Annotated in this window: 24 protein-coding genes and 1 pseudogene; 18 read left to right on the forward strand and 7 right to left on the reverse strand. The window is 43.7% G+C overall.

The window, feature by feature from the left end; all coding sequences use genetic code 11:
• Positions 1-14: 14 nt before the first annotated feature.
• The 5 genes and pseudogenes from MKZ16_RS12745 (at position 15) to MKZ16_RS12765 (ending at position 4,764) form a co-directional block, all read left to right on the forward strand.
• Positions 15-1,439 carry a radical SAM protein gene (locus MKZ16_RS12745; protein ID WP_076105502.1) on the forward strand — a complete coding sequence of 475 codons (1,425 nt, stop codon included), beginning with the start codon at positions 15-17 and terminating at the stop codon, positions 1,437-1,439.
• Between the two features lie 41 nt (positions 1,440-1,480).
• A pseudogene (locus MKZ16_RS12750) lies at positions 1,481-2,086 on the forward strand (4'-phosphopantetheinyl transferase superfamily protein); the annotation flags it as partial.
• 378 nt (positions 2,087-2,464) lie between these two features.
• A complete protein-coding gene (locus MKZ16_RS12755) occupies positions 2,465-3,292 on the forward strand; it encodes a hypothetical protein (protein ID WP_081383957.1) in 828 nt (275 codons plus the stop codon).
• Between the two features lie 349 nt (positions 3,293-3,641).
• Positions 3,642-4,064 carry an Rrf2 family transcriptional regulator gene (locus MKZ16_RS12760; protein WP_076100677.1) on the forward strand — a complete coding sequence of 141 codons (423 nt, stop codon included), beginning with the start codon at positions 3,642-3,644 and terminating at the stop codon, positions 4,062-4,064.
• 175 nt (positions 4,065-4,239) lie between these two features.
• Positions 4,240-4,764, forward strand: a complete 525-nt coding sequence (locus MKZ16_RS12765; protein WP_076105503.1) for a hypothetical protein — start codon at positions 4,240-4,242, stop codon at positions 4,762-4,764.
• A 50-nt stretch (positions 4,765-4,814) separates the two neighbouring features.
• On the opposite strand, the gene MKZ16_RS12770 is transcribed toward MKZ16_RS12765, so the two are convergent.
• Complete coding sequence (locus MKZ16_RS12770; protein WP_339815780.1) at positions 4,815-5,345, reverse strand: hypothetical protein; 531 nt, start codon at positions 5,343-5,345, stop codon at positions 4,815-4,817.
• Positions 5,346-5,464: 119 nt separating this feature from the next.
• On the opposite strand from MKZ16_RS12770, the gene MKZ16_RS12775 reads away from it, so the two are divergent.
• The 9 genes from MKZ16_RS12775 to MKZ16_RS12815 all read left to right on the forward strand — a co-directional run bounded on the left by MKZ16_RS12775 (position 5,465) and on the right by MKZ16_RS12815 (position 11,714).
• On the forward strand, positions 5,465-6,199 hold the full coding sequence (locus tag MKZ16_RS12775) for a metallophosphoesterase family protein (protein WP_076105504.1): 735 nt from the start codon (positions 5,465-5,467) through the stop codon (positions 6,197-6,199).
• Positions 6,200-6,280: 81 nt separating this feature from the next.
• Positions 6,281-6,883: a GNAT family protein gene (locus MKZ16_RS12780; protein WP_051491425.1), complete on the forward strand. Its 603-nt coding sequence runs from the start codon at positions 6,281-6,283 to the stop codon at positions 6,881-6,883.
• A 23-nt stretch (positions 6,884-6,906) separates the two neighbouring features.
• Positions 6,907-7,647 (forward strand): peptidase E, encoded by a 741-nt coding sequence (locus MKZ16_RS12785; RefSeq protein ID WP_076105505.1) that lies wholly within the window; start codon positions 6,907-6,909, stop codon positions 7,645-7,647.
• Positions 7,644-8,195 carry a GNAT family N-acetyltransferase gene (locus MKZ16_RS12790; protein ID WP_076105506.1) on the forward strand — a complete coding sequence of 184 codons (552 nt, stop codon included), beginning with the start codon at positions 7,644-7,646 and terminating at the stop codon, positions 8,193-8,195. Before MKZ16_RS12785 ends, MKZ16_RS12790 begins: the two co-directional genes overlap by 4 nt.
• Before the next feature lie 36 nt (positions 8,196-8,231).
• Positions 8,232-8,576, forward strand: a complete 345-nt coding sequence (locus MKZ16_RS12795; protein ID WP_076100670.1) for a protein tyrosine phosphatase — start codon at positions 8,232-8,234, stop codon at positions 8,574-8,576.
• Entirely contained in the window at positions 8,566-9,078 is a 513-nt protein-coding gene (locus tag MKZ16_RS12800) for an N-acetyltransferase (protein ID WP_076105507.1), read from the forward strand. The genes MKZ16_RS12795 and MKZ16_RS12800 overlap by 11 nt, the downstream gene beginning before the upstream one ends.
• A 154-nt stretch (positions 9,079-9,232) precedes the next feature.
• Positions 9,233-10,099 carry a VOC family protein gene (locus tag MKZ16_RS12805; protein WP_076105508.1) on the forward strand — a complete coding sequence of 289 codons (867 nt, stop codon included), beginning with the start codon at positions 9,233-9,235 and terminating at the stop codon, positions 10,097-10,099.
• An 82-nt stretch (positions 10,100-10,181) separates the two neighbouring features.
• Entirely contained in the window at positions 10,182-11,060 is an 879-nt protein-coding gene (locus MKZ16_RS12810) for a beta-1,6-N-acetylglucosaminyltransferase (RefSeq protein WP_076105509.1), read from the forward strand.
• 18 nt (positions 11,061-11,078) lie between these two features.
• Positions 11,079-11,714 (forward strand): NAD(P)-dependent oxidoreductase, encoded by a 636-nt coding sequence (locus MKZ16_RS12815; RefSeq protein ID WP_076105510.1) that lies wholly within the window; start codon positions 11,079-11,081, stop codon positions 11,712-11,714.
• A 77-nt stretch (positions 11,715-11,791) separates the two neighbouring features.
• Here the strand turns inward: MKZ16_RS12815 and MKZ16_RS12820 are convergent, their stop codons facing one another.
• Complete coding sequence (locus MKZ16_RS12820; protein ID WP_076105511.1) at positions 11,792-12,553, reverse strand: MBL fold metallo-hydrolase; 762 nt, start codon at positions 12,551-12,553, stop codon at positions 11,792-11,794.
• Positions 12,554-12,803: 250 nt separating this feature from the next.
• Between MKZ16_RS12820 and MKZ16_RS12825 the strand changes: the two genes are divergently transcribed.
• The 4 genes from MKZ16_RS12825 to MKZ16_RS12840 all read left to right on the forward strand — a co-directional run bounded on the left by MKZ16_RS12825 (position 12,804) and on the right by MKZ16_RS12840 (position 17,232).
• Positions 12,804-14,822, forward strand: a complete 2,019-nt coding sequence (locus MKZ16_RS12825; RefSeq protein ID WP_036685967.1) for a Na+/H+ antiporter — start codon at positions 12,804-12,806, stop codon at positions 14,820-14,822.
• A 2-nt stretch (positions 14,823-14,824) separates the two neighbouring features.
• On the forward strand, positions 14,825-15,355 hold the full coding sequence (locus MKZ16_RS12830; RefSeq protein WP_256715509.1) for a GNAT family N-acetyltransferase: 531 nt from the start codon (positions 14,825-14,827) through the stop codon (positions 15,353-15,355).
• Entirely contained in the window at positions 15,352-15,813 is a 462-nt protein-coding gene (locus MKZ16_RS12835; protein ID WP_038570144.1) for a DIP1984 family protein, read from the forward strand. Before MKZ16_RS12830 ends, MKZ16_RS12835 begins: the two co-directional genes overlap by 4 nt.
• A gap of 534 nt (positions 15,814-16,347) precedes the next feature.
• Positions 16,348-17,232 (forward strand): DegV family protein, encoded by an 885-nt coding sequence (locus MKZ16_RS12840; RefSeq protein WP_076105516.1) that lies wholly within the window; start codon positions 16,348-16,350, stop codon positions 17,230-17,232.
• A gap of 113 nt (positions 17,233-17,345) precedes the next feature.
• Here the strand turns inward: MKZ16_RS12840 and MKZ16_RS12845 are convergent, their stop codons facing one another.
• The 5 genes from MKZ16_RS12845 to MKZ16_RS12865 form a co-directional block, all read right to left on the reverse strand.
• Positions 17,346-17,774 (reverse strand): threonine/serine exporter family protein, encoded by a 429-nt coding sequence (locus MKZ16_RS12845; RefSeq protein ID WP_036685970.1) that lies wholly within the window; start codon positions 17,772-17,774, stop codon positions 17,346-17,348.
• 28 nt (positions 17,775-17,802) lie between these two features.
• Positions 17,803-18,567: a threonine/serine exporter family protein gene (locus MKZ16_RS12850; RefSeq protein WP_051491428.1), complete on the reverse strand. Its 765-nt coding sequence runs from the start codon at positions 18,565-18,567 to the stop codon at positions 17,803-17,805.
• Positions 18,568-18,724: 157 nt separating this feature from the next.
• Positions 18,725-19,987, reverse strand: a complete 1,263-nt coding sequence (locus MKZ16_RS12855; RefSeq protein WP_036685972.1) for a DNA polymerase IV — start codon at positions 19,985-19,987, stop codon at positions 18,725-18,727.
• A gap of 81 nt (positions 19,988-20,068) precedes the next feature.
• Complete coding sequence (locus MKZ16_RS12860) at positions 20,069-20,671, reverse strand: YitT family protein (protein WP_038570150.1); 603 nt, start codon at positions 20,669-20,671, stop codon at positions 20,069-20,071.
• A 2,187-nt stretch (positions 20,672-22,858) separates the two neighbouring features.
• Positions 22,859-23,725: an AraC family transcriptional regulator gene (locus MKZ16_RS12865; protein ID WP_076104767.1), complete on the reverse strand. Its 867-nt coding sequence runs from the start codon at positions 23,723-23,725 to the stop codon at positions 22,859-22,861.
• Between the last annotated feature and the right edge of the window lie 142 nt (positions 23,726-23,867).

The following is a 23,867-nucleotide window of genomic DNA, read 5'->3' on the forward strand; positions in this document are numbered from 1 at the left end:
GGAGGCCGAAATCAATGGCAGATCGTCAGAGTAAAAGAGTAGCCTGTGTTATTCCCCCGTTTTACCGGCTTATTGAGTCGAAAAACAATAGGATCAGTCCTGCTATGCATTACATAGCGGAGATATTGCATCGTAGGGGTCATGCAGTCACGTTAATTAATGGCGATAATGCTCCAGATGATCATGATTATACAGAGCGGTACAGTATGACTATGAACAGCTGGCTTATGCAGGAACGTTGTACTCGGGGGCATGAAAGCTTTGATATGGTCATAAATGAGCTAGAGCGTTTTCAGCCTGATTATGTGTTTATTGGTGTTGGCGATGTTCTGATGCCTACTGTCGAACTTGGAAGTACTCAGTCCTGTGCATACCTTGCAAAAGAGATAAAGAAGAGATGGGGAGATAAGGTTACCTGTATTGGTTATGGACATTTGCTTAAACATGCCAAGCTGAAGGACACGGCTGATTTGGATACGATCATTGTTGGAGAAGGCGAGGATCTTGCGGTTTCTGTAGTAGAGGGGAATGCAAGGGGAATGCTGCCTGTTAAATGGGCCCAGCAATTAAACGATCTTCCGATACTGACAGATTCATATTTAGCGCAGAAAAATAAGCCGGAAGACTGGGACTACATTATGTCTATGCGCGGGTGCCCCAAACGCTGTACATTCTGTTATCAGCCCTCGCTGCGCGGCTGCAATGTCTCCTTTATGTCTCCCGAACGTTTTGTTAGCGAAATCCGCTACCGCATTGAACGTATGCATGTATTTGGATTTTATTTCTCAGATATGATCTTTCTGCCGGGCTTAGGCAAACGCACTTCAGAAATGCTTAGATTGCTGATTGAACTAAAAGAGGAGTACCCTGAGTTTCACTGGTGGGCAGAGGCGCGCGTGGACATTTGTGTGAGACAGAATATCCTTGATAAGATGAAGCAGTCGGGGTGCGTGCATTTGAAATTTGGTGTGGAAATGGCCAACCAAAGGATGCTGCAAGTGGTGAATAAAGGAATTAGATTGACGGAAGTCGAGGAAGCTTTCCGCATGGCAGCGGAGGCGGGAATCAAACGGACAGCCTATATTTTGCTGGGATGCCCTGGATTCAATGACCAAGATTATATAGAGATGTTACCTTTTTTTAAAGCCTTAAAGGCTGATAATTATGTGATAAATATCAATGTTCCTTATGTTGGCACACAGCTATATGAACAGGTGAAGGAACAGCTTTTTGATTTTGGAATTTATAAAGATGGTGAAGAAAGCTACATGCATACTTCCTTGGTGATGCAAAAATTCTGGGGAATTTCTGATGAAACACGGGATAGTTTTTTTGCACTTCAAGGAGAGAAAGATGATGCAAAAGTAAGGAATTATAAGCGGAAAATTGTAGAGAAAGCTGCTTTTATAGAGAATGACGTGTTGTCCTTTCATGAATAGGATTCGCAAGTACTTATGAGCTGAAGGAGTAGCGATGAGCGATGGAGATTTTCGGGGTGAAGGTGGCTGAGCTAATATCTGAACCTGCGTTAGAAACATTAATGTGGCGCATCCCCCAACAAAAGAGAGAGCGGCTTAAACGCTTTAAAAGAGTGGAAGCGTTGCAGCATTCTCTTATTGCTGAATTGCTGGTTCGTGTAAGCTTAAATAAACGGTTAAAAGTGAACAACCGCGATATCGAGTTTGTTACAAATGTCTACGGAAAACCCTCCCTAAAAAAAAGGGGGGGTACTGTAGAGTTTAATATTTCGCATTCAGGAGAATGGGTGGTTTGCGCATTAGATGAATTGCCGATCGGTATTGACATTGAGCAGATTCAGCAAGCCGATCTTAATATTGCTAAGCGTTTTTTTTCGCAAGATGAATATGTCCAATTGACGGAATGTGAAGAGATGGGTCGGATGAGTCTTTTCTTTGACCTTTGGACACTTAAAGAAAGCTATATCAAAGCGATAGGGAAGGGATTATCTCTTCCATTGAACTCGTTTTCGTTTCGTTTAAACAACGGAATTCAATTGGAGAACCATGACGCAATCGGATTGTATCACTTTAAGCAGTATCATATTGATGAGAAATATAAATTAGCCGTATGTGCGCAAAACCCCTTATTTCCCGGGGAGGTTTCAGTGGTAAACCAATGCCAATTTCACCAGGATTGCATGCAACTATTGGATGCTTTTTAACGATCTAAGCCTAGGTGATATTGAACTTGTTACAGAGAAGCGGCTTATCTACAGATAAGTTGCTTTTTGTCTTGCACGTTTTCGCTTTATCTAGATTTGAAGTTTTCTGCCAAGGTGTTAATATTCCCTCATCGGTTATATGCATAAGCCATTGATGTGATGTAAAATGTCCATGAGTGATTAATGCTGGAGATTTGATCAAATATTGATGGAACAGGAAACTCGCATACGCGATGCAAGGAATCGTTCGAATCTGAAGATAACTATCGGAGGGGACCAGAGATGGCTGAGCAAAAGATGATTGAAGTGCCGTTTCAGCAATGGGTAAACGATAAGGAGCTGTGGGTACAGCTTAATGATTTGATGATGCAGGAGAGTAAACTCCCAGGACCACGAGTGAATTTGGAGCTCTCAGACCATTTCGCCAAACAATTCGCGCATCCTAATCTAACAGATACAGGCTGGGAGCTGCTCGTCTCTTGGACTAATATTACTGAAGCTGAAGCTGGGGTGAATGATCCCCGTGAGTTTCTGCCGTTTTGTGCGGTTAGGGCGTTCGGTGCTTATTACAGTTACGCTGGAGAAGAACAGCAAGTAGTGATTCAAAACAGCATTAAGACAGCTATGAATGATTCGAGATGGAGGGTGCGTGAAGCGTCTGCTATGGCGCTGCAAAGTATAGGGGAGGATGATTTCACCCTGCTCAGGCAGCTGATTGACATGTGGGAGAAAGGTGCGAACAGGCTTGAACAACGGGCTTTTGTAGCGGCATTAGCGCATCCTCCTCTTTTAAAAAAGAAAGAAAATACGCTATATTGTCTTCAGTTGGCTGCCCGAATCATGGAGAGTATAGATGGTGGGGGAGCGCAACATGAGGACGCTGAGCATTTTCGTGTATTATCTAAGGGACTTGAATACAGCTTGAGTGTATTTGTGGCGAATGAGCCTGAAGAAGGCTTTGTTATGCTGGAGAGATTTGCAAAGAGCCGAGATGCCCGAATCATTAAGATTGTGAAGAGTAATCTTGGCAAATCGCGTCTGAGTAAAAAATATGCTGCCCAGGTGGCTGAGATTCTAAAGGAATTCGATAACATAGGAAAAGATACTTAGGATACGAGTGCCATTTGGCAGTTGTATTTAATCATTTTTTTTGTTTTTACTTTTATTAGAATTAACAATTAAAGAAACAAAGAGAATTAAGATAATCAAAGAAAACCATTCTATGGATTGTTCGAATATTAAACTGTAAGTTATATTAATAAATTCAAAGACAACTGTTATTATTAAAAATATTGCCCAGCGATCTTTTTTTATGAAAATATACCATCCTAATCTATATGGAGAATATTGATAGATTTTAAGTTGTTCATATCCTCAAAAGTTTGACAAACGCATGAAATGTAACTATTATAGTTGCATCTGAATGATGTTTTGCAGCAAGGCAGAAGGAGAGATTTCTATGAATATTAGCACCCGATTTGCGGTAGCCATTCATATATTAACGTTGATTGACAGCAATAAAGAAGGCAAAAGCACTTCGGAGTGGATAGCTGGTAGCGTAAACACAAACCCTGTAGTTATCCGTCGGCTTACGAGTATGCTGCAAAAAGCAGGACTAGTAAATGCCCGCCCCGGAGTCGCAGGTGCTTCGCTTACGCGTAGCGCATCCGAGATTACGCTGCTGCAGATTTATAAAGCAGTTAATGCGGTGGAAGAGGACTCGTTGTTTTCTGTCCATGAGCATCCTAATCCCGATTGTCCTGTTGGCAAGAATATAGCCAGTGCAATTGTACCTGTGTTCTCGCTCGCCCAAAAAGCAATGGAGAATGTTCTCCAGGAGGTTACATTGGAGCAGATTGTGAATGAAATGCCTGAATTATGATTACTCCATATCATAGCTTAGAAGGAAGGCCAGAACATGTGAAAACGTGATTCTGGTCTTTTTTTGCTTAATTAGGTTTATGGACAAAGAAGGGAAGTAAGAGGGAATATAGAATCTGTATTTAGAAGCCGGATTAAAGATAATATACATACATACATTGAGGGAGAGCTAAAGAATGTTAAAGAAATTACTGCCTATACTACTAATTATGGTAATGATTACCGGATGTAATGAATCAAGGGATACCACTAAATACGAGGATGCGAATTTTGGAATCACCTTTAACTATCCGGATCATTGGGTTGTAACTGAGAAGTATGGAGCGCCATTATGGTTGATAGTCTCTACGACTGATTATAAACCTGCTGAGGGACTTAAAGGTCCAGGAGTAATGCTCTTTGGATTTAAGCCTAAGGATATGGAGCTTGTCAACAAATGGCTCGAGGATGCCCAAACGAATTACAACAACGGGGCGGAGCTGACAAAAAGTAAAGCTAGTTTAGGCGGGTTAGAGTCCATAAAGTACGAAACTGAAGTATTCGAAGAGGAAGGGAGTAAAGGGAAAGCTATCTATTACGTTATTGAGGAACCGGAAATGTCATTTATGGTGCAGTTCCCTTACAGTGTGGATGAAGTACATAAAGAAGACATGAAGAGGATAGAGGATATTTTACAATCCATAAAGTTTACAAAAGATTAAGTGGGACTAGAACAAGATAGCTGGAATGGTGAAATGTACGGTATAAATGCCTATGAAATGGGCTGAAGTGGCTGGAATGGTGGAATGTACGGTATAAATGCCGTTGAAATGGGCTGAAGTCGCTGGAATGATGAAATGTACGGTATAAATGCCGTTGAAATGGGCTGAAGTGGATGAAATGGTGAAATGTACGGTATAAATGCCGTTGAAATGGGCTGAAGTAGCTGAAATGGTGAAATGTACGGTATAAATGCCGTAGAAATGGGCTGAAGTTGCTGGAATGGTGGAATGTACGGTATAAATGCCGTTGAAATGGGCTGAAGTGGATGAAATGGTGAAATGTACGGTATAAATGCCGTTGAAATGGGCTGAAGTTGCTGGAATGGTGAAATGTACGGTATAAATGCCGTTGAAATGGGCTGAAGTGGCTGGAATGGTGGAATGTACGGTATAAATGCCGTTGAAATGAGCTGAAGTGGCTGGAATGGTGGAATGTACGGTATAAATGCCGTTGAAATGGGCTGAAGTGGCTGGAATGGTGAAATGTACGGTATAAATGCCTCAGATTTGGCTGAAATCATCCAAAGTAGCAAAATGAGAAGCAAAAAAGCCCTATAAATGAGCAACAGTCGCTGATGCAGTACAATTAGAATTAGGATAAGTAACTTTTTTAAAGATCAATATATACGGAGGTTCTACAGTGGAGCAAATTGCAATAATCTCAGACATTCATGGAAATATACCGGCCCTTACGGCCGTTTTAGATGACATCCAGCAGCGGGGAATCAGCAGAGTATTTTGTTTAGGCGATATTGTTGGAAAAGGACCGAACTCAGATCTAGCCGTTGATATCATAAAAAAGAATTGTGAAATCAGTGTTATGGGGAACTGGGATGATTTAATGAATCAGGATGTTGATTTTGAGATGGCTCGGTGGTGCCGCGGGTTATTAGGTCAAGAACGTCTTGATTATTTAAGCACGTTGACGTTTTCGATTGAGTTTATGATAAGTGGTAAATTTGTGCGATTATTTCATGCTTCGCCACGAAGCCTGTATGAACGTGTTCAACCTTGGGATGATTATGAAAAGCGATTATCTTTGTTTGATTATTCTGATCTCTGCCAGGAGAAACGACAAGCGGATATCGTAGGTTACGGGGATATTCATAATGCTTTTATTCAACATTTAGAAGGCAAGACTTTATTTAATGTAGGCAGTGTGGGGAATCCGCTTGATTTAACCCAGGCATCTTATGTGATTATGGAGGGAGAATACATGGGAGGGTCAGCAGCTCCTTTAAATATGCAATTTGTAAGAGTGCCTTATGACATCGAGTTAGCCGTTCAACAGGCCGTTGAGGCAGATATGCCAGCTGCAGAGCCTTATATTCGTGAGCTTAGAACCGCGCAGTACAGGGGAAGTGTCCGGGGATAATAAAGGAAAGGATAATAAAGGAAACAAAAAATCAAACTGCAACCTTAATCCAAGCCATCAAAAAGTAATGGAGGGAACAAATTGAAGCTTAGTCACGTATTTGAGCAATTCCCTACTTTGGAATCCGAGCAATTATTACTGAAAAAGATTGAAGTCAGCAACCTTAATGAGGTATTTGGGATATATAGCAATGATCAAGTGTTTGAGTACTGTGGGATTATTCCGAAACATAATAAAGATACAGTCAAGAATATGATCGGCCATTTCGAACGTGATTTTACCAAAGGGGTGAGAGTGAAATGGGGGATTTTCCTCAAAAATAACCCTTACATACTGCTAGGTATCATCGAAGTTATGGATTTTAATCAAAAGGTGGATATGGTGACGATCGGTTACTTTTTGGCGGAACCTTATTGGGGCAAAGGGATTGCAGCTCAGGCCATTCAGTTAGTGGTGAAATATTTATTTGAGACTGCAGAAGTCAATCGAATTCAAGCTGAGGTTATGCCCTTTAATGAACGATCGAAGCGGGTGCTTTTGAAAAATGGCTTTACGAAAGAAGGCACGTTAAGGCAGGCGCATGTATGGTCAGGTAAAGGGCTGGTGGATCTGGAGATTTACAGCATTTTGGCAGAGGAATATTTTGCAAGCATCGGTAAGCCAAGAGTAAGCAATAGGATGTAATCCTGGTGAAAGAAGGGGAAAACATGGGCACTATCGTAGTTATTGGCGGGGGAGAGTTAATCGAGCTTGAAACGCTGGAAATTGATCGTGAAGTTGTGCAGCTAACTCAAAAGGCTAAGCCGAAGGTGTTATTTATTCCAACAGCCAGTAGTGATGCGCCGGGGTATTGTGATACTTTTAGCAAAGTATATGGCGATATTCTCGGATGTGAAATAAGTCACTTATTGCTTGTGAGCCAAACCTACACTCAGGATGAGATTACAGATTTAATTACAGCTGCTGATTTGATTTATGTTGGTGGAGGCAATACCCGAAAGATGCTGGAGATTTGGAAAAATACAGGGGTAGATACGCTTTTGAAAGAAGCTTATTCCTCTGGAACCGTATTGGCCGGGCTTAGCGCAGGTTCCATCTGTTGGTTTGAATATGGGCATAGTGACTCTGAAGCGTTCGACGACCAGGGGGAATGGCAGTATATCAAGCTTGCAGCCATGGGGATTCTGCCGGGCATTCATTGTCCGCATTATAATGAGGATATTCGGGTTGAAGATTTTACACGCATGGTTAAAGGTGGAGGTCTGCCGGGAATCGCGGTGGATAACAATTGTGCAATCATCTATAAAGATAAGGAATATAAAGTGATGTCGACCAGAGAAGAAGCTAAAGCCTACCGTGTGATTGACTCCGAGCAAGGTGTTGTCGTAACGGAAATAGAAGAACATCCAAGCTACAGACCTCTTTATGAACTGTATGGCGCGTTATGATTATTTTTGAAAAGCAAGAGATCAGACTGAGAACACTTGAGTTAAACGATGCCGCATTACTTGTAAAATGGCTCTCAGATCCCGTTGTACTGGAGTTCTATGAAGGCCGTGATCGCCCGCATGATTTGGAGCTGGTGAGGGAGCATTTTTACGACGAGCAAGCAGAAGTCACGCGGTGTATAGTGCAATACAAGGAGCGGGATATAGGTTATCTCCAGTTCTATCTTATAGATGATGAAGAATTAGAGGTGTACGGCTACGTGGGATTCAAAGGTCAAATCTTTGGGATGGACCAGTTCATTGGCGAGCCTGATTTATGGAATCAAGGAATTGGTTCACGGCTCATTAAAGAAACGGTTAAGTATCTTATCGAAATAAAACAAGCGGACAAAATTGTCATGGACCCGCAAGCCTGGAATAAGAGATCCCTTAGAGTATATGAGAAGATTGGCTTTGTGAAGAAGAAATACCTTGAACAGCACGAGCAACATGAAGGAGAGCTAAGAGATTGTTGGTTGATTGAATACACGAAGCAGGCGAGACAATAAATATCTTTTTAACAATCGGATAAGGAAGGTGCACTTATTAAACTACTGTTTGTCTGCAGCCAGAATCGCTGGCGGAGTCTAACTGCGGAGAAGATCTTTCAAGGAATTGATGGTCATGAAGTGAGATCTGCAGGGACTGAAGATCATGCCAGAATCAAAATTTCTGAAGGGCATTTGGGTTGGGCGGATGTGATTTTTGTGATGGAGAAGAAACATGTTCGAAGAATTCAAGATAAATTTAGAGGTTGTGTAATTGGCAAAAAAATAATTTGCCTGAACATAGCTGATGACTATAAGTATATGGATGAAGATTTGATCGGCCTTCTGGAATCCAGTGTATCCGAATATTTTCTGGAATGGAGCAACAAAAATGAGAATTAGAACAGAAACTGTGGCAGACTATAATGGAGTATTTCAAGTGAATGTTAAGGCTTTTGGTGATCGGGAAGATGAAGCGCGGTTGGTCGAAAACATTAGAAATTCGCAGGGGTTTATCCCGGAGCTCTCGATTGTAACGGAAAAGGATAATGAGATTGTAGGACATCTACTGTTAAGTAAGGCTGTAGTTCAAGATGGGGAGAAGTTATCTGATGTGATTGCGTTAGCCCCATTAGCTGTTCTGCCGAACGTTCAGAAGCAAGGAATCGGCAAGGCGCTGATCCAAGAAGGGTTAGAAAGATGTAGAACGCTCGGATATGAGCTTGTCTTTTTGATCGGGCATCCTGAATATTACCCGAGATTCGGATTTCAACCCGCAGGACTACATGGGCTTGAGTTGAAGCAATTTGAGGTACCGGAGAATGTCTTTATGGTCTGTGAGCTGAAGGAAGGCGTACTGCAGAGGATTAAGGGAGAGTTGAAATACCCGGAAACCTTTTTTTGAACTACTTCTTATATGTTCTTGTGAATCATGTTTGGCTGTGAACCAGTCGACATGATTTTTTTATAGGTAATTGACAAACATATAGAAGGTAACTATACTAAAGATAGTTAATTTGTAACTATAACAGTTACAGCGCGATTAGGAGGAATTTATAATGAAGACTAAAACAATACTTCAACCAGACACTCAGATCGGTCTGGTGCAGATTAGAGTAAGCAATTTGGAGCGTTCGCTCACCTTTTATCAGAATGTTGTGGGATTAAGCGTTTTACGGCAGACTGGCCGCGAAGTTGAAATGACCGCTGACGGTCAGAATGTGTTATTGATTTTGCGGGAGATTGAAAATGCGCGGGTGATCCGTCCTAATTCTGTGGCTGGGTTGTATCATTTTGCTATCCTTGTTCCAGATCGTCCCAGCCTTGGATTGGTTGTGCGTAATTTGATCTCTTCGGGGATTGAGGTGGGGCAGGGCGATCATCTGGTCAGTGAAGCACTGTATATTCAGGACCCAGACAATAATGGGATTGAAATTTATCGAGATCGTCCTAAGAATGAATGGAAATATGATGCGGAAGGGCATGTAATGATGTCCACTGATCCAGTGGATGTAGATGGACTATTGGCAGCTTCTGAAGGTTTATCATGGAACGGGCTGCCAGCAGGAACAGTGATTGGGCATGTACACTTTCATGTGGGGAATTTAAATAAGGCGAAAGCCTTCTACGTCGATTTGCTTGGTTTTGAACTAACAGCCAATTATGGAAGTGCTGCTATGTTTATCTCTGCTGGTGGTTATCATCACCATATCGGGCTGAATGTTTGGGCCGGACAGGGTGCACCTGCGGCTCCAGCTGATACTGTAGGGATTGATTATTTCACTTTAATTCTTGCGAATGAAGAGGAACGTAACGCTGTGGTGGAGCGAGTTCGGCAGGCTGGTTACGCAGTTACAGAAGTGAATGGAAATCCTACATTCCAAGATCCATGGAACATTGGAATCAGACTTGTTTTAGAAAGATAAATCTATATCCATTTTCGTCCATTTATTTTATAATATTGGAAATAGGTGGGCGGAAGGGTGAAGTTTGTTGGAAGCATTCAAAATGGCGTATATAATTCTCTGTCATAAAAATCCGGAGCAGGTCAATATGCTAATCGATAGTTTAACTAACGAGTCCGTAGAGTTTTTCCTGCATGTCGATCAGAAAAGTAATATTGAGGCTGATATTATTCATCGTAACGATATTCATTTTGTGGAAAAGCCTATTGATGTGCAGTGGGGGCATTACAGCCAGATTGAATGCATTTTGAAGTGCTTTTCGCTGATCAAAGAACATGGGGATTTCAATTATATTCACATCTTAAGCGGTCAGGATCTGCCTCTAGCTTCAAATGAAGTGATTCTAGATTTCTTTAAGATGAATGAGGGTAAGGAATTTGTGAAGTATTTGCAACTGCCTAATGCAGCGGAAACTTGGGGATGTTACGAGCGGGTCTCAGTTTATTATCCTAGGTTCCTCATCTCAAGGACCCGGCGTATGACAGCGATCAGAATGAGGTACATTAAACTAATTATGAGCGTTCCGTTTCTGCAAAGAAAATTAGGCGCTTTGCCGAAAGGTTTATATAAAGGCTCGAACTGGATGTCAATTACAGGTGAATGTATGGAATACATCTTGGATTTTACAAAAAGCTCTCCGGAATACGTCAGATTTTTTAGGAACACTTTATGTGGAGATGAAATCTTTTTCCATACGATAATTTTGAATAGCGTTTATAAGATGCATGTACTGAATGAAATTAAGCGGTATACAGATTGGGAAACAGGACCGGATTATCCTAGAACACTAACGATAGAAGACTATGATCGGATCACTCAACGGGGCACGGAATGCTTTTGGGGGAGAAAATTTGATCTCGATATCGATAGAACCATCGTTCAGGAGCTTCTTGATATAAATACTAAAGCGAAAACATCGTAAACTCAGGAGGACAATCATATGAAAATCGCAGTTGTTGGAGCAAGTGGAAAAGCTGGAAGTCGAATTACGCAGGAAGCGTTGGATAGAGGTCATGAAGTTACAGCGATTGTACGGGATGCATCTAAAGTAACAAATAGGAAAGCGAATGTCATCGAAAAGGATGTATTTGCGCTTACCACTGAAGATTTGCAGGGGTTCGACGTGGTTGTGAATGCTTTTAGTGCGCCGTTTGGACAAGAACATCTGCATGTGGATGCCGGGAATGTGCTTATTGAAGCTTTGAAGGCTTCGCCCGATACAAGATTGATTGTAGTTGGCGGTGCAGGAAGTCTATATGTAGATGAAGCCAAAACGCTTAAAGTAGCGGATACGAATGACTTTCCTGACTTCATTAAGCCAACAGCGACGAATCAAGCTAAGAATTTGGAGATACTACAAGGAACAGATTCACTCTCTTGGACCTTTGTTAGTCCATCTGCTAATTTTGCCATTGGCACAAGAACGGGCTCTTATGTAAAAGGTAAGGATAATCTTCTGGTGAACTCCAAAGGCGAGAGTTATGTCAGCTACGAAGACTATGCCGTTGCTATTGTTGATGAAATCGAACAGCCGCAGCATATTCGTGAACGGTTTACGGTGGGTTCAGAGTCTTAAGTGATAATTAAGAATAGCGATCATATATGAAAAAAGAAGACAGAGCCGGATTTCAGGCTCTGTCTTCTTTTGTACAATTACAGCTTTCCTTTTCCTTCTGCTAGTTCAGCAATACGTCTGTTTGCATCTCCGCGGTAGAGTCCGCCGTGATAACAAATGACCGTATCGATCTCATACTCAGAGAACTTGGTCAGAGAGGACAAAGCCAGCTCCATGTCAGGTGTGGCGGAAGGAGTGGGACCCTGTAGCTCGCCATTCTGAACGGTCAAGGCATCGGCAGCAATAAGTGTACGGCTATCATGATGGTAAAGACTGAGATGCCCTGGGCTATGGCCTGGGGTATGGATCACCGTAATTCCACCGGCAAAAGGTAACTTTTCTCCATCCACAAGCGTTTGATCCACTTTTCCTTTAGGAGGATGGGCTAATACAGAGAGGAAGGCACGCCGCCACTCCTCAGGTACATGAGCTGGGATCATAGCCGCTGCCGCCGCTAATGCTTCGGGAGTGTGCTTAAGGAGCATTCGCTCTCCTTGAATATAGGGCTGCTCAATTTCATGAGCCAGAACAGTAAGCTCTAGATCTTCTTCAGCCAATAGGGCAGGGAGGCAACCAATATGGTCTAAATCCTGATGCGTGATAATAAGGGTGCGGAGCTTCTGCCAAGGCACATCCGCTTCTTTTAGAGCCTCTTTGAAATTAGAGAGTAGACCCGGGAATCCGGTATCGACGAGTACGGCGGCATGTCCATCCCAGAGTAGCGTGGGGTAAATCGTGTCTTTTCCACCCATAACCTGCGCTGTAATCTCGAGCATTTCTATTCCTTGAGCAATGTACATAATATCCCTCCGTGATTGATAATAAGAGCGACGCCGTGAGGCTAATGCATATATTACTCAAAACTATAAACGAACACAATAGGTAAATATTTTATTATAACACAAATAAATATTTATGTCAATATATACCTGATGGAATTTTTGTGGAATTTGTAGGGGATTTTATTATTGAGAATCTTTTGCTAGATTTTGCCCTTGCCTAAAGCTTTGCGATATAATAATCAAATAAAAAAAAGGGAGTTGATGTGGTTTGGAGACATTTCTAGTTGTACTCGTCCTACTTGGGCTTATCGCAATATCCAACATCATAAACCGATTCATTCCCTTCGTGCCGATACCCTTAATACAAATTGGCTTGGGTGTAGTGGTCGTACTATTGCCTTTGGGTATACATATGTCACTGGAGCCAGAGTTGTTTTTCGTGTTATTTATTGCGCCGCTTTTGTTCAATGACGGAAAGCGAACACCAAGAAATGAGTTATGGAACCTGCGTGCTCCAATCTTAATGCTGGCACTAGGCTTGGTATTTGCTACAGTGCTTATCGCTGGATATTCCATTAACTGGATGATCCCCACCATTCCACTCGCAGCTGCTTTTGCGCTGGCAGCGATCTTATCGCCGACAGATGCTGTGGCGGTAAGCGCAATCGCTGGGAGAGTACATCTTCCCAAGAGTATTCATCGTATTCTAGAGGGTGAATCATTGATGAATGATGCCTCTGGTCTTGTTGCGTTTAACTTCGCTATTGCAGCAGCTGTTACAGGCATATTTTCTTTGCCGAAAGCCTCCATTAGCTTTGTGATTATTGCTCTAGGTGGACTAATTGTCGGAGCAATACTCGCGTTCCTCCTGATTCGGTTCAGCGTATTTATTCGCAGACTGGGGATGGAGGACATCACAGTGCATGTGCTGCTGCAAATCCTGACTCCTTTCATTGTGTATCTGATTAGTGAAGAAATTGGGGTATCCGGTATTTTAGCTGTGGTTGCAGCAGGCATAATTCATGCGGTCGAGAAGGACCGTGCAGTTTCGCCACAGTATAAGCTACAGCTGGTGTCCGCCAGCACATGGTCTGTGCTGCTCTACATCTTGAATGGCTTGGTCTTCCTTATTCTCGGGTTGTCGATTCCAGATGTTATTGAAGTGATCTACCGGGATACAGCTGTGGACAATCTTATGGTGATTGGTTATGTATTAGCGATAACGTTGCTGCTTTTTGTGCTGCGTTTTATATGGGTGTATGTGTTCTCCCTGGCTGGCGCCGGCCTGCAAAAAATGGAAAAGTCGTCTATTAAGTCTATGCTAATCCTGACAATTTCAGGAGTGCGAGGCGCGGTTACTTTAGCCGGTGCCTTCTCGATTCCTTTTGTGTTAGGGGATGGCTCACCTTTTCCTGAACGTGATCTAATTATCTTTATCGCTGCGGGTGTGATTCTGATGTCACTGCTGATCGCTAGTATCTTTTTACCAATTCTCGCAGGTAAAGAAGAGCCGGTTGCTGAACCGGGTGATACTGAGGTTGAGCAGGCGGCCAAATCTAAGGTTGTTGCCGCCGGGATAACCTTGCTTCAAAGTATGATGACAGAAGAGAGCAAGGAATCTGCATTGCCAGCTTTGAGTGAGTTTAAAGAAAAAGTTTATAGTCTTAACCGCGAAGATCAGGCGAATGACCCCGCATTGGAGAACTTCCGCCGACTTGGGGTTGAAGCAAGGATTGTGGGTCTGCATGCCGAACGCAAAGAGCTGAGCCAATTGCTGGCCAACAATGAGATTCCTGCCTCAGTGGCGCTGAAGATGGAAGAATTCTTGGATCATAGTGAAGTCTTTCTAGCCAGAAGTCTAAACTCTCAGATCAGAATCTCCATTACGGAGATTAGACGGCTGTTTGCGGGGATGTTCTCTGGCCAGAATGAAGGGGAAGCTAGTCAACTGATGCTGCAACAGGCTGAGTGTGCCAGAAAAGCTAAGATCTCTATGTCTCATGCAGCGATTGCTGCTATTAATGCAAGTAAGAATGAGAACAACCGTAAAGCAGCTGAGAAGGTCGCAGACAGTTACGAAAAGCTGATCTCACGCCTCCAGCAGGGACAAGGCTGGACTAAAGATGGTCTTGTTGATGATCAAAAGCTGGAATTGAAACTGAAAGCTATTCAGGAGCAACGGGATAAGGTCCAGCAAATGTACCAGGATGGAACCATTAACCGCAAGCTAGCCGGTAAATTACGCAAGTTCGTCGATCATTTGGAAACATCCATTTGGGAGGATTAGCTGTGTTGAACAAAGTAATGGGAGAAAGTTTGTTATTCACTGAAATTCGCGAAGAGCATCTGTCGGATGTACTCGATATTTATAACTATTACGTGCTGAACACTACGGTTTCTTTTCATACCGAGCCTTTAAGTTTGGACGAAATGCGGCAATCAGTGATGAATGATGATCCGCGGTTTAAATCATACGTTATATTATCCTGGGACAATGTTATTCAGGGCTATGTTCTGATTGCTAGACATAAGAGTAAGCCGGCTTATGATAGCTCTGGGGAGATCAGCGTGTATTTGAAACTGGCTTGTGTGGGTAAAAGAATAGGACAGCATGCCTTACGCTTTATTGAAGAGAGAGCTGCCGAACTGGATTTCCATGTGTTAGTAGCTACCGTTTGCGCAGAGAATGAACGCAGTCGCCAGCTTTTCTCAAAGAATGGATATGAACAATGCGCCTACTTCAAGGAGATTGGCTGTAAATTTGGTCGAAGACTGGATATCGCCAGCTATCAGAAAATCTTAGGGGGAACTCAAATATGAAACTTGCGGAAGCATTAGTGAACCGAAGTGATCTTACTCGTAAAATCGCGCAGCTAAAGCAGCGGCTCGATCGGGTCGTTAAGGTGCAGGAAGGGGAAGAACCGGCAGAGCAGCCGGAGGCTCTTTTGCGTGAGCTGGAAATAGCTGTTAACGAGCAGACGATTTTGATTCGAGCAATTAATCGAACGAATTCATCTGTGGCCTTCAATGAGAAGTGGAGTATTGCCGATGCCCTAGCCGAACGGGATAAAATGCTTCAGCTGCGGAAGCTTTTTAGCGATTTGCTTGAGCAAGCATCGATCACTCAGGATCGGTACAGCCGCTCTGAGGTTCGTTTCCAGAGAACGGTGGATGTCGCCCAGATTCAGAAGCAGATTGATGAACTGTCTAAGTCTTATCGGGAGTTGGATTTTAAAATTCAGGAGAAAAACTGGACGGTAGACTTACTTACACCGTAATAAGCTAAGCTTTATCACAGCAGAAGGTAACTGATCTTCATAAAGGCGAGCGCAACCCGCCAACAGGGAAAGTTGGACAAATTGACAGATGCCGGGCCAAATCTGACCAAATCATAACTTAGCCCCGTACTGTAACAACTGTAAAGAGTACCTATTAATGTAACTACCAAGCGCTGATTTATGTAAGAACGGTGAGGGCGGGGACGGGGATATTTTTGCTGTGGTTAGGCTTTTACATAACATGAAGTGGCTCTATTAGGATAGGTATATTCGTCATACATAATGTGAAATAATGTCGAATAAAGTTGAAAAAAGATGAATAAAATTTGCATTATCGTCCTGTTTTGCCTATCTTATCGCTCGTTATCTTGTATAATTTACGAATACGCACGAGGACTTCCTAAACCGCTGGTCTATTCGTATGTTGATTGTACAGGATGAGAGAGTGATTCATTGGCCGAGAAGGTTTAGTGGCCCTTGTCTCTTCAAACATTCTACTATTCCTTTCATGAAAGAGAGAAGTGACAAGTGACCATGAAATCAATTGCCTGGGTAACCGACAGTACATGTACAATCGATCCTGAGTTCGCCAAGAACAACCATGTGTATATTGTTCCTTTACGTCTGATTATTAACAACGAGTGTTATAAAGAAAATATAGATATTACGATCGATGAGTTCTATGAGAAAATGCGTCAGCATGATCAAGTAGGCAGCTCACAGCCGCCAATCGGTGAGTTTATCGAGTTATACGAACGGTTGAAGGAAGAATATGACGAGATTATTGCTGTGCATCTTTCGACAGGGCTTAGCGGAACATACAATGCTTCCATGCAAGGTGCTGAGATAGCGGAAGCTAATGTTATTGGAATTGATTCCAAGGTTGGCGCTTATCCGATTCGGGAAATGATCACGCGAGGTATTCATTGGCACAAGATGGGCTTTACTGCCCTAGAAATTAAAGAAAAGATAGAGAATATCATTCAAAATATGTCCTTCTACTTAATCCCTGCAAGCTTGTCCCAGCTTCACCGTAGTGGGCGTGTTTCTGGTACACAGGTAGTGCTTAGTCAATTATTGCGGATAAATTTGCTGCTGCGTTTTGACGAGGGTAAGGTCATTGTTGTGGAAAAAATCCGTACGATGAAGAAGACGAAGCAGGCGCTGTTAGATATCTTTAAACAGGATGCTGGACTTGTTAGCGATGTGTGCATCATGCATTCCAATAATTTAGAAATGGCGCTGAAGCTAGAAGAAGACATCAAAGAGATGGCACCTGATTTACGTACGGAGATTATGACTTACATTCCTGCCGTGGCTGTTCATGCGGGTGAGGGTACCGTAGGACTTTCTTGGATTAAAAATAACCGGATCAATAGTATTGATTCGGAGGTCGAACCTGTAGCAGTACTTGTGTAGATAGGACAGTAAACAAAGAAATCGCTTCTTGGAAGAGGGACGGATGATCCTCATTATACCAAGAGACGATTTCTTTTTTTTGAATCTATGAGATGACGTTGGTTGTATGAAGATTATGCTTTGCTTGCACGCCGGCGGAACATTTGTCCGATAACTTCACTCAGTACAAGTCCAGCTGCAATTGCGCCAGAGAGCATTAATGCCCGAACAGCGATTTCTACAGCCAGATTATAGTTTTCTTCCACAAATCTGCGCATAGCATCGTAAGCAAGGCCACCCGGAACAAGTGGGATAATACCGCCTACACTAAAAATAATAACCGGCATTTTGAAGGATCGGGCAAACAACTGGCTGACGATGCCCACAACTACAGTAGCTGCAAACGTAGCAACAACAGGCCCACACTCTACATCAAGGATCACATACACCATCCAGCCTACCATTCCAGCAAAACCACACTGCAGTAGAGCGCGCTTAGGCGCATTAAATAAAATACAGAAGGTTGCCGCGGCGATAAAACTGGTTATAAGTTGCAAAATCATGAAGGGCTAACCTCTTTCACATGGAGAATTAAAATAGTGATAGTACAAGCCCAATGCCTGTACCGATTGCAAAAGCAGTTAGAAAGGCATCGGCTCCTTTGGATATGCCTGAGACCAGATGACCGGCCATCAGATCACGAACGGCATTTGTAATGAGTAGACCGGGTACTAGAGGCATCACGGAGCCGATGATGATTTTGTCCATTTCTTGACCTATACCCAGCTTTACAGAATAGAAGGCTAGAAGTCCGATCAGGAAGGAAGCAGAGAACTCTGCAAAAAATCTAGTCTGCACAAGACGATGCAGGTAGATAACCGCAGCATAACCTAACCCGGAAATCGGCAATGCGGGGAGAGCATCCCACAAGCTGCCTTTAAACATAACGGTGAAGCAAGCGCCGGTAAGTGCCGCAGCTATGATTTGCAGCCATACCGGATACGCATGTGCGGCATCATCGACCTCTCCTAATCGTGTCCGAGCTTCCTCGGCTGTAATCTGACGCTCGTTCAGACGCCGCGAGATATCATTAACCTCCGAGACTTTCTGCAGATCTGTGGTTCGCTCGGCAATCCGATATAACTTAACGGGTTCCGTTCTATTTGTGGTGAACATAATAACGGTTGGCGTCACATAACTGTGTGCCCCTGGAAAACCGAGAGAAGCAGCCATACGTGTCATTGTATCTTCTACTCTGTAGGTTTCTGCACCGTTTTGCAGCATGATCTTGCCAGCAAGAAGACAGAGATCAACGATTTCATAATAGGTAGTGTTAGTGTTGCTCGTGCTTTCCAACTTCTCCGGTCCTCCCCTGGAATGTTACATATCTATGTGTATATACTTATGATTGTCGCTTCATTGTGTGAAAATAACAACCTCAATATAGCATTATAAACGATATGGGATATATTTTAATATAGTTTAAGAAATAAAATGTATAAAGATGCACTGTTTATTTATAGTGCCCGCCAATTTTTCCGGATCTGTCCTTAAGTTGTCCGGCATCTGTGAACGATGCGGCGCGTCCAATGATCGATTCTCCGTATTTATTCTTCAGCGCATCAGTGGCCCGTTCGAGCTCGCGGTAGCGGGGGCGCGACTCAAATAAGGTTAGCTGATATTGGCTTTCGTCAGACAGATTGGACAGGCTTAGATGAATTCGGCGCACAGGCTGACCTTCCCAATGCTGTTTGAAAAGAGCGAGGGCGGCCTCGTATACCAGCTGGGTTGCATTCGTAGGATCGCTCATCGTAGTCTGCCTCGAGAAGCCGCTGGGGTCATCAAAGCTGGCGCCTTGGCAGCCAACAGACACGACTGCACCATGCACCTTTAGTTTGCGGCTGCGCCTGCACACCAGCTCTGAGAGCTCCAGAATGATGGTCTTGATCTCTTGCAGTGTATAGTAATCCCGTGGCAGTGTCATTTGGTGCCCGACGCTCTTGGGTGCTACTTCATAGGTAGCGGGACTTACAGGGCTATCGTCGATGCCATTGGCAATTCGCCAATACAGCTCGGCATCGATATCGCATTTTTTATGGAATTTCTCCCGCATGCGCCATTTCAGCTCGCTTAGCGGCATCTGTGCCAAATGGCCTATCGTTGTGAGGCCCATGCTTTGGAAGTGCGCGGACATGCGGCGGCCTACCATAAACAACTCACTAATGGGCAGCGGCCAAAGTACATCTGGAAGCTCTTCCTGAGTGAGAGTAAATAGACCTTCCGGGTTCTTCTTGGCCCACAGGTCGCAAGCCATTTTGGCGGTAACCTTGGAATAACCTATACCGATACGTGCGCGCACACCTGTATTTCTGCGGATTAAGTCCTGAATGGTCGCAGCGATCTGTCTTGGGCTTCCGAATAAGCTGAGGCTGCCGGTGATATCAATAAACTGCTCATCGATGGAATAAGGTTCTACGAGGTCACTGAATTTGCGTAGAATGTCCGTGATTTGGGAGGAAACATCGATATATTGCTGCATATGCGGTCTGACGACGATTACTTCGGGGCATTTCGCGAGTGCTTCCTTCAAGGTCTCGGCGGTAGTAATGCCAAAAGATTTGGCTAACGGACAAGCGGCAAGCACAATCCCGCTTCGTCTAGCCGGATCTCCGGCGACAATAAGCGGTTTGTTGCTATATTGCGGATTAGAGGCCTTCTCCACGGAGGCGTAAAAGCTCTGACAATCGGATAACAAAATAACACGCTCTTTATTCATAGATTCACACTCTCCAGGTGAGGTAGAGATACGGTAGATGATTTTCTTATTATTATAATACGAACATATGATCGTGTATATTCATATTTTTTTCCATTTCTCTTCAGTCTCCAAGGTGCAGAGACCTGTGGCCACACCCCCAGCGATAATCGTGAGGATGGAGTGGAAGAAGGTTTCTTTGGAAATCAGGAGTCCCCCCGCGCCGATAATTATGAAATCTGTCAAAAAAATGATGAGTCCAAGATTAAGCGGGAGATACCTTTTGATATATTGAGCAAGCAGATCCGTTCCGCCTGTACTGGCTTTGAACCGCAGCATAAGCCCAAGACCCGTTCCCATTAAAAAACCGCCAATAATGGCGCTGGAAATGGAGCCGAACTCAAAATAATACAGAAAGTGGTACTGCAAAGGACCGAGAAGCTCAATCAGAAACGATGAGGTCAATAAACCTAATACACTATTGAAAAAGATATCGCGTTCCTTCAGCCAGGCTAACAGGAAAATCGGAAAGCTGCAGAGAAGGACAGCTATACCGATTTTGGCATCGGATAAATAATTGATGATGAGGGCTATTCCTATTATTCCCCCATCTAGGATTTTATATGGGACAAGAAAAAAATTAGTTGCTGCTGCAATGAGCAAGCTTCCGATCAGGATGATCGCGTATCTTAATAATGACTGCATATTTAACATCTCCACATTAAAGGCATGTCTTATAAATATGCTTGTCACTTCCAAAAAATTGCAGTGAAGCAAAAAAACTGATTTCGGGCCTAATCATGCGGACCCAGGAGACCCTATTAGGCAGATATAAGGCATTTTTTCGAGCTAACGGACCCAGTTGCAGCTATTCCCTCAAATATGGTTCAATTGCGGGCAAATTATGGGCAATAAGAGTTATGCAGTCCGAAACTTCCGCAAAATGGACGGAAAATCACAAATAGGTGCAGTGTGTTCCGTTAAGCTCAACAGATTTAAGTAACTCCCACCCATACATCACGCTAAGCCTCACCTTAGATCTCACCCCAAAATAGCTGCAATCCGATCCGTTGCGCTCAACAGACGTTAAGTTACTCTCAACAATACATTATGTGAGATCCCACCCACAAATAGGTGCAGTGCGGTCCGTTAGCTAAACAGACATTAGAGTAACTCACCGCCCAGCCTCCATGCGGACCCAGGAGCCCCTATTAGGCAGATACAAGGCATTTTTTCGAGCTAACGGACCCAGTTGCAGCTATTCCCACAAATGTGGTCCGATTGCGAGCAAATTATGAGCAATAAGAGCTATACAGTCCGAAACTGCCGCAAGATGGGCCGAAAATCACAAATAGGTGCAATAGGGTCCGATAGGATCAAGATCGAGCAAAAGGTAGCTGATTTCGAGATGTAGACAGCTAGGTTGTGCAACAGGTAACAAATTCTGCGCACGGAGTAGATAGGTTAAGCCATAGGTATCTAATTCCGCACGGAGTAGATAGGTTGAGTAACCGGTAGCTATTTCCGCACAGTGTAGATAGGTTAAGCCATAGGTAACTAATTCCGCACGGTGTAGATAGGTTGAGCCATAGGTAGCTAATTCCGCACGGAGTAGATAGGTTGAGCTATAGGTAGCTAATTCCGCACGGTGTAGATAGGTTGAGCCCTAGACAGCTAGTTTAAGCACTGGGCAGCACGTTTAGGAGCAAATTTGGCAGGCGGCGTTCTTTTCAGCAACTGTTCGGACTCAGTTGCCCTTATTTCCATGATTCCGCTCGTTTTGTCACACTATCGGACTCAGTTGCAGCTATTCGCTCAAATGCGCTCCTTTTCTGCGCAAATCAAGGGCAATAAGAGTCATACAGTCCGAAACTGCCGCAAAATGGGCCGAAAATCACAAATAGGTGCAATAGGGTCCGATACGATCAAGATCGAGCAAAGGTAGCTGATTTCGAGACGTAGACAGCTAGGTTATGCAACAGGTAACAAATTCTGCGCACGGAGTAGCTAGGTTAAGCCATAGGTAGCTAATTCCGCACGGTGTAGATAGGTTGAGCTATAGGTAGCTAATTCCGCACAGTGTAGCTAGGTTGAGCCCTAGACAGCTAGTTTAAACAATGGGTAGCACGTCTAGGATCAAATTTGGCAGGCGGCGTTCTTTTCAGCAACTGTTCGGACTCAGTTGCCCTTATTTCCATGATTCCGCTCGTTTTGTCACACTAACGGACCCAGTTGCAGCTATTCCCACAAATGTAGTCCGATTCCGAGCAAATTATGAGCAATAAGAGCTATACAGTCCGAAACTGCTGCAAAATGGATCGGAAATCACAAATAGCTGCAATCCGGTCCGCAACGGGGAGTGCTATGAATGGATGATTAAGCAGACGCGTCTCCGGGGGATACAGAGAGTAGTGTGATGGCTATACGGTGAGTTACTTGCTGATAAGCTTTGGAGGGTCGAGCCGCATAATCAGCGTTGACCTATGGTAAGTATGAGTGCGCCACGCCTAGGAAGGTAAACTGGTAAAATTATTGCAAGAAGCAAGAAGCAAGAAGCAAGAAGCAAGAAGCAAGAAGCAAGAAGCAAGAAGCAAGAAGCAAGAAGCAAGAAGCAAGAAGCAAGAAGCAAGAAGTACGAAGTAAGAGCAGCAGAAGGATTTAGGACGGATCACGGGTACACAATAAATGTGCCAATCGGAGTACTGCTCCATCACAATAGTTACCTAAGTTTCTCCGAGCTAGAGGAGCATCTCGCGTCCAATTAATCCAAAGCTGATCACGTAAGCCAGCAGCACAGAAGAAAGCCAGCAGCACACAAGAGAGCTACAGCAGCGCATCGCATTAACAACGAAAACAGCACGCCTCCAATTATGAGACATGCTGTTTTTGCCGTTATCGGGAATACCGCTTGCGGAAGCGAAGCGGAGAGATTCCGATCTGCTGAGTAAAGCGACGCGAGAAGTAGGCGGTGCTCTCGAAACCGATACCTTCTGCGATCGCAGCTATAGGCATCTCTGTCTTAAGCAGAAGCAGCTTGGCCTGTTCCAAACGGTAATCCGTTAAATACTCCATCGGAGTCAGTCCATATACGCGTTTCATGCAGCGGGCAAGGTAGTTATAATGAAAATGCAGCGCATCCGCAAGAGAGGCATTGGAGAGAGGCTCCGCGTAATGATTGCGGATATAAGTCTCTGTCCTCTCGGCGATCTCTACCGCATGACTTTCTGAAGTATCATGCTGCGCTAGATCCATCATCCGCAGCATTTCTTCAAAAATCCTTTGCTGCTCCCAAACTGCACTGGAACGTCTTCCAGTGGACAGCTGTAAAAGCTTCTCAGCTTGTCCACTCCGTTTAAAGGGATCAGGAAGGGGACCAAACTGCGGGATGCGAATGGTATATGGATGAGTAAGAAACTGCCGGAAATGTGTCTCTCGGTTGATATACACGGGCTCGCCATCAGAACTTGACCAATCTGCGAGGGTATGAAAATGAATCCAAATAAACGAAGTCAGCTCCTCGCAAGACTTAACGGAATAATGATAGCGGTCAGGCAGCAGAAGCAGCGTATGCCCAGCCGCAACCTGCCATTGATTATGCTCTTCACCGATAAATAGGCAACCTTGCTCTACAATAATCAGATCAAATAAGCCGATATGGCTTCTATTTGGATGCTGCTCTCCGGGTTGATATACAGTGTGATTGCATTCCAGAAAATATGGAAAAGGCGGCGCTGCGAAATGTACATAGGAAGGACTCACGGTGTTCTACCTCTCTTTTTATCGTAGTGCGAGCTCAAATTGTCCTTGAAAATAGGAGTGTGAAATAGTACAAAAAAGGGGTTGCTTCTGATTATATTTTTTATCTATTGTACGCTCTATAATTGTAATTAGCGAGTATAAA

This window comes from Paenibacillus sp. FSL R5-0928 (assembly GCF_037970385.1).
GTDB lineage: Bacteria > Bacillota > Bacilli > Paenibacillales > Paenibacillaceae > Paenibacillus_AQ > Paenibacillus_AQ odorifer.